Annotated in this window: 15 protein-coding genes and 2 pseudogenes; 8 read left to right on the plus strand and 9 right to left on the minus strand. The window is 70.8% G+C overall.

All coding sequences use genetic code 11. From position 1 onward, the window contains the following. The first annotated feature begins 20 nt into the window (after positions 1–20). A complete protein-coding gene (locus tag ACF0H8_RS18730) occupies positions 21–1,451 on the plus strand; it encodes a nitrate/nitrite transporter (RefSeq protein ID WP_395290366.1) in 1,431 nt (476 codons plus the stop codon). Positions 1,452–1,799: 348 nt separating this feature from the next. Here the strand turns inward: ACF0H8_RS18730 and ACF0H8_RS18735 are convergent, their stop codons facing one another. The 3 genes from ACF0H8_RS18735 to ACF0H8_RS18745 all read right to left on the minus strand — a co-directional run bounded on the left by ACF0H8_RS18735 (position 1,800) and on the right by ACF0H8_RS18745 (position 3,958). Continuing rightward, positions 1,800–2,540, minus strand: a complete 741-nt coding sequence (locus ACF0H8_RS18735; RefSeq protein ID WP_395290367.1) for a hypothetical protein — start codon at positions 2,538–2,540, stop codon at positions 1,800–1,802. Next, the gene (locus ACF0H8_RS18740; RefSeq protein WP_395290368.1) at positions 2,537–2,950 is read right to left on the minus strand and encodes a hypothetical protein; all 414 of its coding nucleotides are present in this window, start codon (positions 2,948–2,950) and stop codon (positions 2,537–2,539) included. Before ACF0H8_RS18740 ends, ACF0H8_RS18735 begins: the two co-directional genes overlap by 4 nt. Before the next feature lie 840 nt (positions 2,951–3,790). Then, on the minus strand, positions 3,791–3,958 hold the full coding sequence (locus tag ACF0H8_RS18745; RefSeq protein WP_395290369.1) for an ATP-binding protein: 168 nt from the start codon (positions 3,956–3,958) through the stop codon (positions 3,791–3,793). 294 nt (positions 3,959–4,252) lie between these two features. Here ACF0H8_RS18745 and ACF0H8_RS18750 point away from each other — a divergent pair, with 294 nt between their 5' ends. From ACF0H8_RS18750 to ACF0H8_RS18775, 6 genes are all read left to right on the plus strand, one after another. Then, complete coding sequence (locus tag ACF0H8_RS18750) at positions 4,253–5,158, plus strand: tyrosine-type recombinase/integrase (RefSeq protein WP_395290370.1); 906 nt, start codon at positions 4,253–4,255, stop codon at positions 5,156–5,158. Beyond that, a complete protein-coding gene (locus ACF0H8_RS18755; protein WP_395290371.1) occupies positions 5,148–5,453 on the plus strand; it encodes a helix-turn-helix domain-containing protein in 306 nt (101 codons plus the stop codon). The genes ACF0H8_RS18750 and ACF0H8_RS18755 overlap by 11 nt, the downstream gene beginning before the upstream one ends. Before the next feature lie 384 nt (positions 5,454–5,837). Further along, a complete protein-coding gene (locus tag ACF0H8_RS18760) occupies positions 5,838–6,236 on the plus strand; it encodes a hypothetical protein (protein WP_395290372.1) in 399 nt (132 codons plus the stop codon). A gap of 419 nt (positions 6,237–6,655) precedes the next feature. Then, on the plus strand, positions 6,656–6,949 hold the full coding sequence (locus ACF0H8_RS18765) for a transposase (protein ID WP_395288084.1): 294 nt from the start codon (positions 6,656–6,658) through the stop codon (positions 6,947–6,949). Positions 6,950–6,963: 14 nt separating this feature from the next. Continuing rightward, positions 6,964–7,848 (plus strand): IS3 family transposase, encoded by an 885-nt coding sequence (locus ACF0H8_RS18770; RefSeq protein WP_395290894.1) that lies wholly within the window; start codon positions 6,964–6,966, stop codon positions 7,846–7,848. A 292-nt stretch (positions 7,849–8,140) separates the two neighbouring features. Beyond that, a complete protein-coding gene (locus tag ACF0H8_RS18775) occupies positions 8,141–8,566 on the plus strand; it encodes a hypothetical protein (protein WP_395290948.1) in 426 nt (141 codons plus the stop codon). Positions 8,567–8,610: 44 nt separating this feature from the next. On the opposite strand, the pseudogene ACF0H8_RS18780 reads toward ACF0H8_RS18775, so the two are convergent. The 5 genes and pseudogenes from ACF0H8_RS18780 to ACF0H8_RS18800 all read right to left on the minus strand — a co-directional run. Further along, positions 8,611–8,832 (minus strand): annotated as a pseudogene (locus ACF0H8_RS18780) (ATP-binding protein); the annotation flags it as partial. A gap of 233 nt (positions 8,833–9,065) precedes the next feature. Continuing rightward, positions 9,066–9,992, minus strand: a complete 927-nt coding sequence (locus ACF0H8_RS18785) for an IS3 family transposase (RefSeq protein WP_395290821.1) — start codon at positions 9,990–9,992, stop codon at positions 9,066–9,068. Then, a complete protein-coding gene (locus tag ACF0H8_RS18790) occupies positions 9,965–10,258 on the minus strand; it encodes a transposase (RefSeq protein ID WP_395288084.1) in 294 nt (97 codons plus the stop codon). The genes ACF0H8_RS18785 and ACF0H8_RS18790 overlap by 28 nt, the downstream gene beginning before the upstream one ends. Before the next feature lie 85 nt (positions 10,259–10,343). Further along, a pseudogene (locus ACF0H8_RS18795) lies at positions 10,344–11,661 on the minus strand (IS3 family transposase). Positions 11,662–11,884: 223 nt separating this feature from the next. Continuing rightward, positions 11,885–12,970 carry a cytochrome P450 gene (locus ACF0H8_RS18800; protein WP_395290373.1) on the minus strand — a complete coding sequence of 362 codons (1,086 nt, stop codon included), beginning with the start codon at positions 12,968–12,970 and terminating at the stop codon, positions 11,885–11,887. A gap of 48 nt (positions 12,971–13,018) precedes the next feature. Here ACF0H8_RS18800 and ACF0H8_RS18805 point away from each other — a divergent pair, with 48 nt between their 5' ends. Next, on the plus strand, positions 13,019–14,677 hold the full coding sequence (locus ACF0H8_RS18805) for a transposase (protein WP_395289796.1): 1,659 nt from the start codon (positions 13,019–13,021) through the stop codon (positions 14,675–14,677). A 169-nt stretch (positions 14,678–14,846) separates the two neighbouring features. Here ACF0H8_RS18805 and ACF0H8_RS18810 read toward each other — a convergent pair whose 3' ends face one another. Then, entirely contained in the window at positions 14,847–15,008 is a 162-nt protein-coding gene (locus tag ACF0H8_RS18810) for a hypothetical protein (protein ID WP_395290374.1), read from the minus strand. Between the last annotated feature and the right edge of the window lie 104 nt (positions 15,009–15,112).

Genomic DNA, 15,112 nt, shown 5'->3' on the forward strand with positions numbered 1-15,112 from the left:
CGATGGGAAGGAGGGTGGGTGTGCGGTACGCGCGTCGTCAGCTGGCCCGTAGCGACACTGCTCCGGTGAGCAAGAGCGCATCCGACGCCCCGGCCCCCCTGCGGACCGCCCTGACCGTGTGGGTGGCTGGGCTCATCGCGTACATCTTTGCCGTGAGTGCGCGCACGTCCCTCGGCGTCGCCGGTCTGGAGACCGCCGAGCGGTTCGGCATCTCGGCGGCCGAGCTGTCGCTCTTCGTCGTCGTCCAACTCGCGGTGTACGCCACTGCCCAGGTGCCCGCGGGGCTTCTTCTCGACCGGCTTGGTGCCAAAGCCGTCATCGCAGCCGGTGCGATCGTCCTCGCGGTGGCTCAGGCGACGCTCGCGGTGGTCGACACCCTCGCTCTCGCCATGGTCGCCCGGGTGCTCGTCGGGATCGGGGACGCGACGGCGTTCGTCTCGGTCCTGCGTCTCATCACGGCCTGGTTTCCCGAGCGTCACGTGCCGGTGCTCACGCAGATGACTGGCATCATCGGGCAGACCGGCCAGATCGTCTCAGCGGTCCCATTCATGGCCCTTCTGCACGGGCAGGGCTGGGCGCCGGGGTTTCTCTCGCTCGCCGGGCTCGGCGTCCTCACGACGATTCTCGTCCTCGCGGTCGTCCGAAACGCGCCGACGCCCGCCACTGCCGTCTGCGACGGCCGTGGAACAGGGCGGCCGCCCGCTCTGGCACGGCCCGAGCCGTTGCGGCAGGTGCTCACCCTGCCCGGGATGTGGTTAGGGTTCTTCACCCACTTCGTCTCCCTCTTCCCGACAACCACGTTCATGCTGCTGTGGGGCGTGCCGTTCCTGAGCGTGGGTCAGGGTGTAAGCACCGAGACCGCCAGTGCCCTGCTCACACTCGCGGCATTGACCGGCGTCGTCACCGGCCCGGTCGCCGGGTCATTGCAGGCCCGGTACCCAACGCAGCGCTCCTGGCTCGTTCTCGGGGCCCTCGTTCTTACCGTCGGGGTCTACGCCTCGGTTCTCGTGCCTGACACGCCGCGACCGATGTGGCAACTCGTCCTTCTCGTCGTTGTCCTCACCCTGTCGGCCACGGCGTCTGCCGTCGGGTTCGACTTCGCCCGCACGTCCGTGCCGTCGGGGCGCCTGGGCACGGCCAGCGGCCTGGTCAACGTCGGCGGGTTCATCTCGTCGCTTGTGGCGATCTACCTCATTGGACTCATCCTCGACCTCGTGCGGCCCGACGGGCACTACCGGCTCGACGACTTCCGCCTCGCCCTGGCGAGTCAGGGCCTGCTGTGGGCCGGCGGACTCGCGGGTCTGCTGTGGTCCCGACGCGCGGCCCGCCGGCGCATGGTGGCCGAAGGCATCGTCGTACCCGCTGCGCACGGTGATGGCCGACGGGGCGGGGCGCAATGCACGGCTACGTTGATTGGTACGACGGCCCACACCGAAACATCGCGGCCTTAAGAGGGCGGATCCCGGCCGAAAGAGGACGTGGTGACTGTCCAACTCGCGGTGGCGGGGCCGGTGCGGGTGTGTTGGCGTAGGGCTCCGCGGAATGACGGCGGGGATGGCCGGCGCCCCGCGGGTGGCGTGCCGAGAGCACGGGGTGGTGGCGCATGTGCCCTGGGCAGGGCACGGGGCCGGGCACACGGCCGGCGTTTGATGACCGGGCCCCCTGCTCCTCCACCACCGCCGGCAAGAGCGGTGCGCGTACTACTCCGTCCCGGCCGCCGACTCCGGCAACCCGGTGACGCACGCAGCGACGGGCCGGTGGCCGCTCGCGGCTACCGGGCCCTTCGCTCCAGGGCCTCGTCAGACCAGCGCGGGGCTAGCGTCCAGATACTGGGCAAGCCCGGGAACCGGGGGCAGGACGCTGCGCCCCGACCCGCGGTACCACTCCACGAGGCCGGCTGGCAGGTCGAGGTCGACGAGCCGTCCCTCCACCGAGGTCTCGATCTCGTCCGTCCGCCCCTCGGTGGCCTTGCGCGCGAACTGCGGCTCCACGAGAGCCGCGCGGCCCACCGCCACGAGGTCGCCGTGCGCCAGCGCACTCTCGGCGTCCTCCGCCGTGAAGACGTCGGAGACGATGACGACCGGGCAGCGGCCGGCGACGGCCTCCCGGGCGATCTGACCGTAGCTCTTGCCCGAGCCGGCGGGGCGGGCGTTGTAGCCGGTGAACAGCGAGAAGTGGACGTAGTCGACGCCCGTGCCCGTGAGCCGGTCGACGAGGACACTCGACTCCTCGGCGGTGTAGCCGACAGTTTCGCCGTGGATCTCGTCGGCGCAGAGCCGGATGCCCACCACGAACTGGTCGGCGCCCGCCTCCGCGCGAACCCGGAGCACCTCCTCCGTCACCGCGAGGATGAACGCCATCCGGCCGTCGAGGTCACCGCCCCAGGCGTCGGTCCGGTGGTTGGAGTACACCGAGAGGAACTGCTGCAGGAGGTAGTGGTTGGCGCCGTGGATCTCGACGCCGTCGAACCCGGCCGCGAGTGCGCGGCGGGTGGCCCGGCCGAAGTCGGCGATCAACTCGGAGATCTCCGCCCCGCTCATCTCCTCGGGCACGTAGGGCAGCCAGGGGAACTCGTGGTGCTCGGGGCCACCGCCCTGCCGAACTCTGTTGCGGCCGGGTGGGCCTCGCGGCCACCGTGGTAGATCTGGACGATTGCGAGGTTGCCGTCCTTCTTCATGGCGGCCGCCATGCGCGCCAGGCCCTCGACGGCGCCGTCCTCGGCGATGGAGAGCTGCCGCTCGAAGCCCCGACCCTGGCGGTTCACGAAAGCCGCACCGGTGACGATCATGCCGGCGACACCCCTCCGCCGGGAGAAGTAATCCACGTCCTCGTCGGTGACGTGCCCGTCCGCCGGGTCCGACCCCTGGACGACCATGGGTGCCATGACGATGCGGTTCGGGACCACCGCGCCGCACGGCAGGGCGAGTGGTGTGGTCAGTGTGGTGTGCACGGGGGTTACCTCCTGGTCCGGGCGAGCCCCGCGCCCATCGGATCCAGGCGCCTGGTGCTCATGGCTTCGACGCTACGGATGCGGAGCGGCGGGCAAGCGGGACCATCGGCCGGTCGGTGTCGCGGCGGAACGTGAGTCGGACCACACCGCAGCCCGGGCTCGGGGCCAAGGTCCCAGGTGCAGCGGTCGCACCCGAACCACCGTGGAACCGTGTCGCGGCACATTGCGAAAGAATTCGGACAAACAAATGGCCGCTGCCTGCGCTATCGCAGGTCAGCGACCATGTGGTGGAGCTAGAGGGACTCGAACCCTCGACCTTCTCCCGCCGGTTCACACCACCGGCACTCCCCGGAGTCCGTTGTCTCGAACGCTCGTCGACCACCCCGTGACCACCAGAAACGCTGGAATATCAACGGTGGCCAGCGAGCTGACATCAGGGTCGCACCGCTCCGCAACCGTCGTCAACCGCAGTCATTCGCCAGCCCCCGACGCGTGGAACTCGCGTGGAGCCGCCCTCTCGCGTGGAACTCGCGTGGAATCCGCAGCCGCAGGTAAGAGCCCAAGTTCGAGGTCGACCTCACTCGCGCCGGCCGCTTCGCCCACCGGCTGCTCGCGGGAGAGCAGCCGGGAGACCGAGGCACCAGCCACGCCAGGGCGTCGCGGGTGTCGACTGACTCGGCGCGTGCGAAGTTCTCGACGACCTATACGGTCGAGGCCCTATAACCGGGTGGCGCTCGTTGTGGGGCGAGTTGCGTAGCGCACCCATTTTGTCAACGACGGCTGAAAGTGAACCCCCTGGCGACGACTGAAAATGGACCCCTCTCCTGGTCTGGTTGTCGGTTAGTCGTCGGTCGCGCCGGTGGGGGTGCGGCCGAGGTCGCGGTTCTTGAGCCGGTAGGAGTCGCCCTTGAGGGCGACGACCTCGGCGTGGTGGACGAGTCGGTCGATCATGGCGGCGGCGACGGTGTCGTCGCCGAAGACCTCGCCCCAGCGAACTGGAAGTGGCACAGGTGCCTGCCTGCTGATTTGGCTCGCAGTCTCGGGGAAGTCCAGGTTTGCGCGTGTCGCGGATCTGTAGCTCGGAGCGGCTTCTTTAAGGTGACGCCTAAGGATTCTCAGTGCTGAGAAGGTGTGCTCTTGAATCAGCCTCGATTCCAGGTCCTTCCCGGTGGAGCGCCCCCCGCTGCTGTTGCGGCGACCGCGGCCGATCCGTTCGTCTTTCAGGCCAGCTGCGTGGAGGCTTACGAGGCCTCGCAGACCGCTCGTGGGTTCAGCCCCGTGACGATGGAGAACGGTGCCGGGGTGCTGGCCCGGTTCCTCGCGGCCTGCGGCAAGCCGGCGTGGGACGTTACCCGAGAGGACGTCGATCGGGTAGTGGGAGAGCTGGCCGGGCAGGGTCTGGCGGTCTCGACGCGGCGGGGCTACGTGCAGGCGTTCAAGGGCTTCTTCGTGTTCCTGCTCGCACGCAAGGCGGCGGAGATCGAGGCGTCGTTCGGGGTGCGCCTGGTCGATCCGATTGATGAGTTCAACGCGGCCCGTCACGTCGCGGACGACAGTCCTCGGGTCCAGGTACCGCCGACGCGGGAGCGGTGCGTAGAGTTCTTCGACTTCCTCAAGGAACGGGTCGCGACCTCGCGGAAGTACGCCACCGCGGGCCGGGACTACGCCTTGTTCCGGACGTTGTACTTCGCCGGGCTGCGGGCGGACGAGGCCGCCTCGTTGGACCGGTGCGATCTGTACTTCGACCGGGGACCGTTCGGCAAGATCCACGTCCGGTTCGGCAAGGCCGCGAAGACCTCGGGGCCGCGTCCGCGGTGGGTGCCGATGCTCGACGGTCTGGACCTGATCCTGCGCTGGTATGTCGAGGAGATCCGGCCCCGGCTCGCCGACGGCCCGGCGCTGTTCTGCGACGAGGGCGGTGGCCGGATCCACCGGGGCACGATCCGTAACCGGTTGCGCTACCTGCAGGACCTTGAGGGCAAGGGCACCGCTGATCGGTTCAGTCCTCACACGTTGCGGCATGCGTGCGCGACCCACAACTACGAGCGCGGCGTGGACCTGGTCGCGATCCAGCAGATGCTCGGGCACTGGCACGTGGGCACGACGATGCGCTACGTGACTCCGTCGGCGACGTTCATCGAGGATGCCTACCGGCGCGCGGTCACCGACGTGCTGGCCGAGCTGGAAGGAGACCGGCATGGAGATTAGGTGGCGGCTGCGGATGGCCGCGGCCCAGCGCGAGGTGTGGACCGGGGCGCAGCTGCGCCGCCTGCTGGCCGAACGCGCCGAGGTGGAGATGTCCGCGGCGAGCGTCTCGGCGCTGCTGACCAAGCAGCCCGCCCAGGTCAAGCTGTCGACCCTGGCCGCGCTGTGCACCGCCCTGGAGTGCTCCCCGGCCGATCTGATCGAGGTCGACACCACCCCGGTCCAGCGGCCCGCCGACCCGGTGGTGCGCCGCAGCGAGCCGAAGGTCGCGCGGGGCCGCTCCCTGCCACCGGTGTGAGCGGTGGCGTCCCGGCGGTCCCACCCCTGCGCCGGCTGCGGCGCCCCGGCGCTGCTGAGCCGGGAGCACTGCTGCGCCTGCCGGCGCCGCCAACAGGCCCAGGCGGTCCAGGCCGCCAAGCGTCCCTGCGGGCGCTGCGGCCGGCTCCGCGCCCTCGACGAGGCCGGGGTGTGTGTGGTGTGCGCCCGCGCGTGCGAGCGGTGCGGGACGCCCGTGCGGCGCAAGGACCGGACGTTGTGCACCACCTGTCACCGCCGCGCCGAGCGTGAGGCAGCGAAAGCACCGTGCCCGCGGTGCGGTCGTGCGGGGTTCTTGCGCGAGGAGACCGGCTGGTGCGGCTCGTGCTCGCGCCCGGGTCCGGCGAAGAAGCCACCGCGGCGGTGCGTGGCGTGCGGGCAGGTCCGCAAGCATGCCGGCAACGGCAGGTGCGCGCGGTGCTGGCAGCGCGACCCGCTGCGCCCGATCCGGCAGGCCGAGCGCCTCGCCCAGCACCGCGACGCCGCGCCGGAGTGGCTGGCTGCCTTCGCCGTCTTCGTCACCGACCGGCACAACGTCGAGCGGGCCTGCCAACAGCTCTGCGCACTGGGCCGCCTGCTCGAGGGGAATCCGGGGATCGGCAACCAGGCGCTGCTCGAGAGCGCCCGCCGGCCCGGCCGGTCGATGGGAACCCTGGCCAGGTCGCTGGAGGACTTCCTCGCCCCGCAAGGGCTGGCCTTCCCCCTCGACCAGGAGGCCCGCCTGGCCGCCGGGCCGTCGCGCCCGCCGGATCGGCGCCACCCCTGAGCCGTTGCGCGAGACCGTGGCCCGCTACGCCGACGCCGAGCTGACCGCCCAGGCCCGGGCCCGCCGCGCCGGCACCCGCCCGCGCGCCGATTCCACCATCGAGGCCAACCTCGCGATCCTGCGGGACCTCGCCGGCTTCGTCCTGCACGAGCGCGGCATCGCCGACTGGGCCCTCGTCGGCGTCGGCGACGTCGAGGCCTTCCTGAACCGGCGGCCGGCCAGCGCCGGGCGGAACCTGTCCGTGGTGCGCCGCTTCTTCCGCTGGGCCCGCCACCACCGCCTGACCCTGACCGACCCCACCCGCGGGATCAGGCCCAAGCGGCTGCGCGCCTTCCACGGCGCCACCCTGACCCGGCCCGAGCAGCGTGCGTGGGCTTCCCCTCTTATCGTGGAGGCATCGCCCCCAAGGAGGAACGGCGATGGAGACGCGGCGGAGGTTCGACCGGGAGTTCAAGGAGGGCGCGGTGCGGATCGTCCGGGAGACCGGCAAGCCGATCGCGCAGGTCGCACGGGAGCTGGGCATCAACGACGGCACGCTGGGGAACTGGGTCGAGCTCGACCGGCGGGCGCGCGAGGGCGGGGACGGCACGCTGGAGGAGAGCGAGCGCGCCGAGCTGCGCCGGCTGCGCAAGGAGAACGCCGAGCTGGCGATGGAGCGTGATGTGCTCAAGCGCTCGGTCGCCCTCTGGGTCAAGGAAGCGATGGGGCACTGAGCCTGGCTGCCTTCATCGCCGCCCAGAGGGCAGTGCACCACGTCCCGTACGCGGTGTCCTGCCGCGCCCTGGGGGTCTCCCCGGCCTGGTTCTACAAGTGGGTCGGCGGGGAGGTCTCGGTGCGGCGTAAGCGCCGGGCGGCGCTGGCCGCCCAGGTCGCCTATCTCTTCGCCCGGCACCACGGCACCTACGGCTCCCCGCGGATCACCGCGGACCTGCGTGCGGCCGGCTGGCGGGTCTCGGTGAACACCGTCGCGGCGCTGATGGCCGAGCAGCACCTGGCCGCCCGGCCCAAGCGCCGACGCCGCGGCACCACGCGGGCCGACCGGCGCGCCCGCAAGGCCCCCGACGCCCTGGGCCGCGACTTCGCCCCGCCGCCGATACCCGATCAGCGCTGGTGCGGGGACCTGACCGAGCTGCCCACCGACGAGGGCAGGTTCTACCTCGCCGCGGTGCTGGACCTGCACTCGCGCCGCTGCGTCGGCTTCGCGATGGACGCCCACCACGACGCCCCGCTGGCCCGGGCGGCCCTGTGCGTGGCGATCGCGAGCCGCGGCGGGTCCGTGGCCGGCGTGGTCTTCCACTCCGACCAGGGCGGGGAGTACACCGGGGAGATCTTCGCCCGGGCCTGCCGCAGCGCCGGCGTGACCCAGTCGATGGGCCGCACCGGCTCCGCGCTGGACAACGCGGTCAGCGAGAGCTTCAACAGCACCGTCGAGTTCGAGCTGCTGCGCCGGCACCACTTCGCCACCCGCGAGCAGGCGCGCCGCGTGACCGCCGGATGGATCGATGAGTACAACACCACCCGCCGGCACTCCACCGACGCCATGCTCAGCCCCGTCGAGTACGAACGCTCCCTCGCCACCGGCCAGGGCCACCGGGACAAGCTCGCGGCATGAACTGCGCCGCACAAGCAGGCGGAGGCGGCTGCGCCGCCCGATCTCATCCGGCGCACCGCCCGCGCGGCCCAGGGTGGCGGTGCCGCCCCTCCGGCCTCAAGGGTCGCTGCGCGATCGCTGCGCGACGGCCTCCGGCCGCCCTTGACCCCGGAGCCTCTGCGACCCCGCCCGCGAGCCAGGACGCGGACAGGACGCCCACTAATCAGGTCTCCACGGTTCCAGGGGATTGCCAGCGCTCCTCACACGCTGGAAGGACCCGAGCACTGCCCATCCCCACGAACGCCTCACCGGGTTGCTCGCACTCCTCCACGCCGCCAGCCAGGCCGAGCTGCGCCACCTGCGCGTGACGGACGTCGACCACTCCGGGCGACGAGTCCGGCTCGGGCACCGACCACACCCCGTCCCGCTCGACCCGACCACCTGGGCGGCCCTGCAGGCCTGCCTGGACCACCGCACCACGCTCGCCACGACGAACCCGCACGTGCTCGTCACCCGCGGCACCAAGGCCCGCCAGACACCAGCCTCGGTGGCCTACCTCTGCCACGTTCTCGACGACGCCGGCGTCGCGGTCCGCACCCTGCGCGCCACCCGGGTCACCGACCTGCTCGCCGCGCTGGACCCCAAGATCGTCGCCACCGCGCTGGCCATGGACGCCGAAGGGGTCCTGATGTACCTGCGCGAGGACGTCGACACCGCCCGCCTGCCCGCGAACCCGTAAGAAGTTCGGTGCCACCACGCACACCTCCGCGCGAACCTGTGCGCTTTGCCGAAGGGCTTGTTCGAGGTGACGATGAGCGAGGCGCGTTCGTAGCGGGCGGAAACGAGCTGGAAAAACAGGTTCGCGGCCTCGGGCTCGAAGGGGATGTAGCCGACCTCGTCGATAACCAGCAACGGGTAGCGGCCCAGGCGGCGCAGCTCGTCTTGGAGGCGGCCGTCGTGGTGGGCGGTGGCGAGGCGGTCGACCCATTCGGCGGCGGTGGCGAACTGGCAATCCCCTGGAACCGTGGAGACCTGATTAGTGGGCGTCCTGTCCGCGTCCTGGCTCGCGGGCGGGGTCGCAGAGGCTCCGGGGTCAAGGGCGGCCGGAGGCCGTCGCGCAGCGATCGCGCAGCGACCCTTGAGGCCGGAGGGGCGGCACCGCCACCCTGGGCCGCGCGGGCGGTGCGCCGGATGAGATCGGGCGGCGCAGCCGCCTCCGCCTGCTTGTGCGGCGCAGTTCATGCCGCGAGCTTGTCCCGGTGGCCCTGGCCGGTGGCGAGGGAGCGTTCGTACTCGACGGGGCTGAGCATGGCGTCGGTGGAGTGCCGGCGGGTGGTGTTGTACTCATCGATCCATCCGGCGGTCACGCGGCGCGCCTGCTCGCGGGTGGCGAAGTGGTGCCGGCGCAGCAGCTCGAACTCGACGGTGCTGTTGAAGCTCTCGCTGACCGCGTTGTCCAGCGCGGAGCCGGTGCGGCCCATCGACTGGGTCACGCCGGCGCTGCGGCAGGCCCGGGCGAAGATCTCCCCGGTGTACTCCCCGCCCTGGTCGGAGTGGAAGACCACGCCGGCCACGGACCCGCCGCGGCTCGCGATCGCCACGCACAGGGCCGCCCGGGCCAGCGGGGCGTCGTGGTGGGCGTCCATCGCGAAGCCGACGCAGCGGCGCGAGTGCAGGTCCAGCACCGCGGCGAGGTAGAACCTGCCCTCGTCGGTGGGCAGCTCGGTCAGGTCCCCGCACCAGCGCTGATCGGGTATCGGCGGCGGGGCGAAGTCGCGGCCCAGGGCGTCGGGGGCCTTGCGGGCGCGCCGGTCGGCCCGCGTGGTGCCGCGGCGTCGGCGCTTGGGCCGGGCGGCCAGGTGCTGCTCGGCCATCAGCGCCGCGACGGTGTTCACCGAGACCCGCCAGCCGGCCGCACGCAGGTCCGCGGTGATCCGCGGGGAGCCGTAGGTGCCGTGGTGCCGGGCGAAGAGATAGGCGACCTGGGCGGCCAGCGCCGCCCGGCGCTTACGCCGCACCGAGACCTCCCCGCCGACCCACTTGTAGAACCAGGCCGGGGAGACCCCCAGGGCGCGGCAGGACACCGCGTACGGGACGTGGTGCACTGCCCTCTGGGCGGCGATGAAGGCAGCCAGGCTCAGTGCCCCATCGCTTCCTTGACCCAGAGGGCGACCGAGCGCTTGAGCACATCACGCTCCATCGCCAGCTCGGCGTTCTCCTTGCGCAGCCGGCGCAGCTCGGCGCGCTCGCTCTCCTCCAGCGTGCCGTCCCCGCCCTCGCGCGCCCGCCGGTCGAGCTCGACCCAGTTCCCCAGCGTGCCGTCGTTGATGCCCAGCTCCCGTGCGACCTGCGCGATCGGCTTGCCGGTCTCCCGGACGATCCGCACCGCGCCCTCCTTGAACTCCCGGTCGAACCTCCGCCGCGTCTCCATCGCCGTTCCTCCTTGGGGGCGATGCCTCCACGATAAGAGGGGAAGCCCAAACAGCTGAATCGCCCCGGGTTTGGTGGAGGCTCGGTTAGTTGGTTCGGGCCTCGATGAGGACGCGGTTGTCAGGGTAGTGCTGGGCGGGTCTGGTGGCCCAGAAGGTGGCCTCGTACTCGGCGGGCGGGACGTGGCCGAGCTCGCCGTGCAGGCGCCGGTGGTTGTACCAGTCGACGTACTCGGCGACGGCGATCTCGACGTCACTGATGGACTTCCAGCCGCCGCGGCGCATGACGGGGTTGCGGATGCACTCGGCCTTGAAAAGCGAGTTCAGCGCCTCAGCCATCGCGTTGTCGTACGAATCGCCCTTGCTGCCGACCGAGGCGACCGCGTCGGCCTCGGCGAGTCTGTCGGTGTAGCGGATGGCTCGGTATTGCACGCCGCGGTCGGAGTGGTGGACCAGACCCGCAGTGTCCTGCCCGGCCCGGCGCCGAGCCCAGAGGCCCATGTCCAGGGCGTCGAGGGCGAGGTCGGTGCGCAGCGAGGTGGACACCTGCCAGCCGACGACCATGCGCGAGAAGACGTCGAGGACGAACGCGGCGTAGACCCACCCGGAGTAGGTGCGGATGTAGGTCAGGTCCGCCACCCACAGCTGGTTCGGCGCCTCGGCGACGAACTGCCGCTCGACCAGGTCCGCCGGGCGTGGCGTCTCGGCGCCTTCGCTGAAGGTGGTCCTGCGGGTCTTCTCCCGGGCGATCCCACGCAGCCCCTGTTCACGCATGAGCCGCTCGACGGTGCAGCGGGCCACCCGATGGCCTCTGCGGCGCAGCTCGACCGCAAGATCAAGTAGCAACCGAGGTGCCGACCGCGGTGGTGGTCGAGTACATCATGCCCACCGGGACCGGCTCGTCGAGGGCCGCCGGCTCGGGGTCGAGCCGATCTGCGCCGTGCTGAAGGACGCCGGCGTGCAGATCGCCCCGAGCACTTACTACGCCGCCAAGAACCGTCCGCCGTCCGCACGGGCGGTCCGCGACGTCGAGCTGCGTGAGGAGATCAAGACCGTGCATGCCGAGAACCTGGGCGTCTACGGGGCCCGCAAGATTCACGCCGAGCTCCGCGGCCGCGAAAAAAGCCGCGGAGGTCTTCAGGATCTCGTTCGCCCGGCGCAGCTCACGGACCTCACGTTCCAGCTCGGCGATCCGGGTCGCGTCATCGGTGGTGGTGCCCGGGCGAAGCCCGCCGTCGACCTCGGCCTGACGGACCCAGTTGCGCAACGCCTCGGGGTGAATCCCGAGCTAGTCCGCGATCCTGTTGATCGCTCCCTGGCTCGTCGCCGGGTCCTTCCGCCCGTCCATCGCCATCCGGGTAGCGCGGTCCCTCAACTCCTCGCTGTACTTCCGCGGTGCTGCCATGACTCTCATCCTCCCGTGGAATGAGAGCCTCCATCAGACCCGGGGCGATTCACCTCCCCAGACGCGATCACGACGCCACCCTCCCGAACCAACCGGGATGACCATGCAACCCTGGAACGCCGAGAACGTGGTGGCTCCACGCCTGCCGATGTCCCCTACATGAACAGGCCCGCACCATTGTCGCGAATGGTGCGGGCCTGCCCCGGAGAAGCTCAGTTCACCGTCAGTCGACGTAGATCTTGGGTCCAGGTGTGAACGTCACCGGCATCGACTTCACCCCACGGTTGAACGCGGTGTTGGCCCAGTGCTCGACGCGGCCGGCAAAGATGTAGTCCGGAAGGCGTGAGAGTACCTGCTCCGCGACGACCGCCATCTCTAGTCGCGCGAGGTGCTCGCCGAGACAGCGGTGAGAACCATGACCGAAGCCGACGTGACGTACGCGCCCTCGATCCAGCCGAAATTCCTCCGGATTTTCGAACTGGTGGGGATCGTGGTTCGCGGCTCCCAGAACCAGTCCCACCTTGTCGCCCGGCCCGTACGAAGATCCTGCCAGTTCGCCGTCCACGACCGCGGTCCGAGCGATCATCTGAACCGGGGACTCCATCCGCACTGACTCCTCGACCGCGGCAGGGATGAGACTGGGTTCCTCCACCAGACGCGCACGTGCCTCGGGATTCTTACCCAGCAGGGCGAGCATCGACGAGATGCCGTTCACGGTTGTTTCCTGACCGGCAATGACGATGGTGATCACCGTCGCTACCGCCGCCATGTGGGTGAGAGGCTTGCCGTCCACAGTTGCGGTGACGATGGTCCCGAGGAGGTCGTCCCGCCCGGGATCGTGCTCCGCGGCGGTCACGATCGAGTCGACGTACTGGAACATGGCCGCGTTCGCTGCTGCTCGCCCCTCAGCGTCGCCTTGTTGTGCGGCCGTGTTGAGCCAGTTGGTCAACTCCACCATCTTGGGCCCGTCCTCAGGCACGCCCAGGATGGCGGCGATGATCGGTGGCGGGAGCTGCCGACCGATGAGCACGAGGTCGGCCTCCCCCTGTTCAATAAATCCATCGATGATCCGATCGACGGTCTCCCTGATCATGTCGGTCCACAGCTCCACCCGCTCAGGCCGGAAATGCGGCACGAGGAAACGGTGGTACTTGGCATGCTCGGGCGGGTCCAGCTCGACGGGGATCAACGGAATGGGGCTCTTGAGCGGAGGGATCACCATCCCTTCCGCCGAACTGAGGCGTGCCGCATCCATGAGCGCCGTGCGCACGGCGTCATAGCCGACGGCGGCTAGGAGACTGCTGAACAATGCGTGTCCCTGCCCGGTCTTGGTGTGCGGTTCCGGAACGCTTGGGGCATGCAAGGTCGATCGAGAGATCAGCGGGATCTGTTCGACGCGGAGTCGATGGCCGGTGAGCTGCTTGAGCCGGGCAGCGTGTACGCGTTCTTGGCCGAGCACCGGCTGGCGTTGTTCCCGGAGGAGTTGTTCGCGGACCTGTTCCGCTCGGCGCGCGGGCGCCCGTCGGTGCCGGCGGACGTGGTCGCCACGGTGCTGGTGCTGCAGACGCTGAACGGGCTGTCGGACCGGGAGGCGGCCGAGGCGGTCACGTTCGACCTGCGGTGGAAGGCGGCGTGCGGTCTGCCGGTGCAGGCGCCGGCGTTCCATCCGACCACGCTGACGTACTGGCGCCGCCGCCTCGCCGCGAGCCGGCGGCCGTACCGGATCTTCGAGGCCGTGAACGCGGTGGTTTTGGAGACCGGGATCCTGACGGGCAAGACCCGGCGGGCGCTGGACTCCACGGTGCTGGAGGACGCGGTCGCCACTCAGGACACCGTGACCCAGCTGATCGCCGCGATCCGCCGGGTCGCCCGCGAGGTCACCGGCGGCAAGAAGGCGGTCGCGGCGCACTGCACCCGGCACGACTACAGCTCGCCGGGTAAGCCGCGGATCGCCTGGGACGACCCGGCCGCCCGGGACGAGCTCGTCTCGGCGTTGGTCACCGATGCGCTGGCGCTGCTGGACCACCTCGACGTCGATGCGCTGCCCGAGGACCAGGCGCAGGTCGTGGCGCTGCTGGCGGTGGTCGCGGGTCAGGACGTCGAGCCCGCCGAGGGCAGCGACGGCACGGACGGGCGCTGGCGCATCGCCCGCAAGGTGGCCTACGACCGGGTCATCTCCACCGTCGACCCGCAGACCCGGCACGCCCACAAGACCGTCCATCAGCGCCGTGACGGGTTCAAGGCCCACGTCGTGGTCGAGCCGGCCACCGGGCTGATCACCACCACCAAGTTGACCAAGGCCGCCGGGGCCGAGTCCGCCGACGGCGCGGTCGGCATCGACCTGCTCGCCACCGACACCACCCTGAACCCCGAGACCACCGAGAGCACCGCGAGCCCGGAGAACCCCGAGAGCGCCGCGAACCCCGAGGCCGCGCAGGCCGGCGAGGCGCCCGTCGTCGCGCAGGTCCCGGTCGAGGTCCTCGCCGACTCCGCCTACGGCACCGGCGAGGCGCTGGCCGCCCTGGAGGCGGCCGGGCACACGGCGATCATCAAGCCCTGGCCGTTGCGCCCGGCCATCCCGGGCGGGTTCACGCTCGAGGACTTCACCGTCGACCCGGCCGCCGGCACCGTGACCTGCCCGAACGGGCTGACCCGGAAGATCAGCCCCAAGAACCGCGTGACGTTCGGGGCCGGCTGCCGCGGCTGCCCGCTCCGGGCGCGCTGCACCACCTCGACCAGAGGCCGCCAGCTCGACCTGCACCCCCACGACGCGCTCCAGCGCGCCCACCGCGCCCGGGCCCAGCAGCCCGAGTTCCAGCAGACCTACCGCACCTGGCGGCCGATGGTCGAACGCTCCATCGCCTGGCTCACCCGCGGCAACCGCAAGGTCCGCTACCGCGGGATCGCCAAGAACGACCACTGGCTCCACCACCGCGCCGCCGCCATCAACCTCAAGCGGCTGCTCACCCTCGGCCTGCAGCGCACCGCCGGGGCCTGGGTGATGGCCACGGCCTGACCGGCTGGGCCCTCGCCCCGGCCCGCACGGGCCCGCCAGGCGCATCATGAATCCGACGGGCAGGCCCGACCTCGACGTCCAGCCCAGCGCTGTGACCGCCGCGAGACGGCCCTGAGGCGACCTGCCCGCGCACGCTTCTGCTCACGCGGGTACAACAACGCCGTCTTGTTCAGCAGTCTCCTAGGTAGTCGTAGCCGCCTAAGGGTTCACCCGGCACGACAGGCCCGTTGGTGATCACTTCCCTGTAGGCCGCACCTAATTGGTCGGCCGTAGTCGTCTTGGCGAGGTCAAACCGGACGGCCTGCCCAGTCTTCGTCACAGGCTCGGTCATCCAGCACTCCATCGTTAGAGCTGAGTCGTGGTAGCTCGTAGTGAACCACGTCATTTCGTTGGTACGCGACGTCGTCCCGATAAGCGGTACGGCGCGTCCGGTCT

The organism is Georgenia sp. AZ-5 (assembly GCF_043952095.1).
GTDB lineage: Bacteria > Actinomycetota > Actinomycetes > Actinomycetales > Actinomycetaceae > Georgenia.

Bases quoted from the DNA above. Each gene is read 5' to 3' on its own strand.
- ACF0H8_RS18810 (WP_395290374.1), bottom strand. From the start codon at position 15,008: ATGACCGAGCCTGTGACGAAGACTGGGCAGGCCGTCCGGTTTGACCTC.
- ACF0H8_RS18790 (WP_395288084.1), bottom strand. From the start codon at position 10,258: ATGGAGACGCGGCGGAGGTTCGACCGGGAGTTCAAGGAGGGCGCGGTG.
- ACF0H8_RS18805 (WP_395289796.1), top strand. From the start codon at position 13,019: ATGCAAGGTCGATCGAGAGATCAGCGGGATCTGTTCGACGCGGAGTCG.
- ACF0H8_RS18755 (WP_395290371.1), top strand. From the start codon at position 5,148: ATGGAGATTAGGTGGCGGCTGCGGATGGCCGCGGCCCAGCGCGAGGTG.
- ACF0H8_RS18735 (WP_395290367.1), bottom strand. From the start codon at position 2,540: ATGAGCGGGGCGGAGATCTCCGAGTTGATCGCCGACTTCGGCCGGGCC.
- ACF0H8_RS18765 (WP_395288084.1), top strand. From the start codon at position 6,656: ATGGAGACGCGGCGGAGGTTCGACCGGGAGTTCAAGGAGGGCGCGGTG.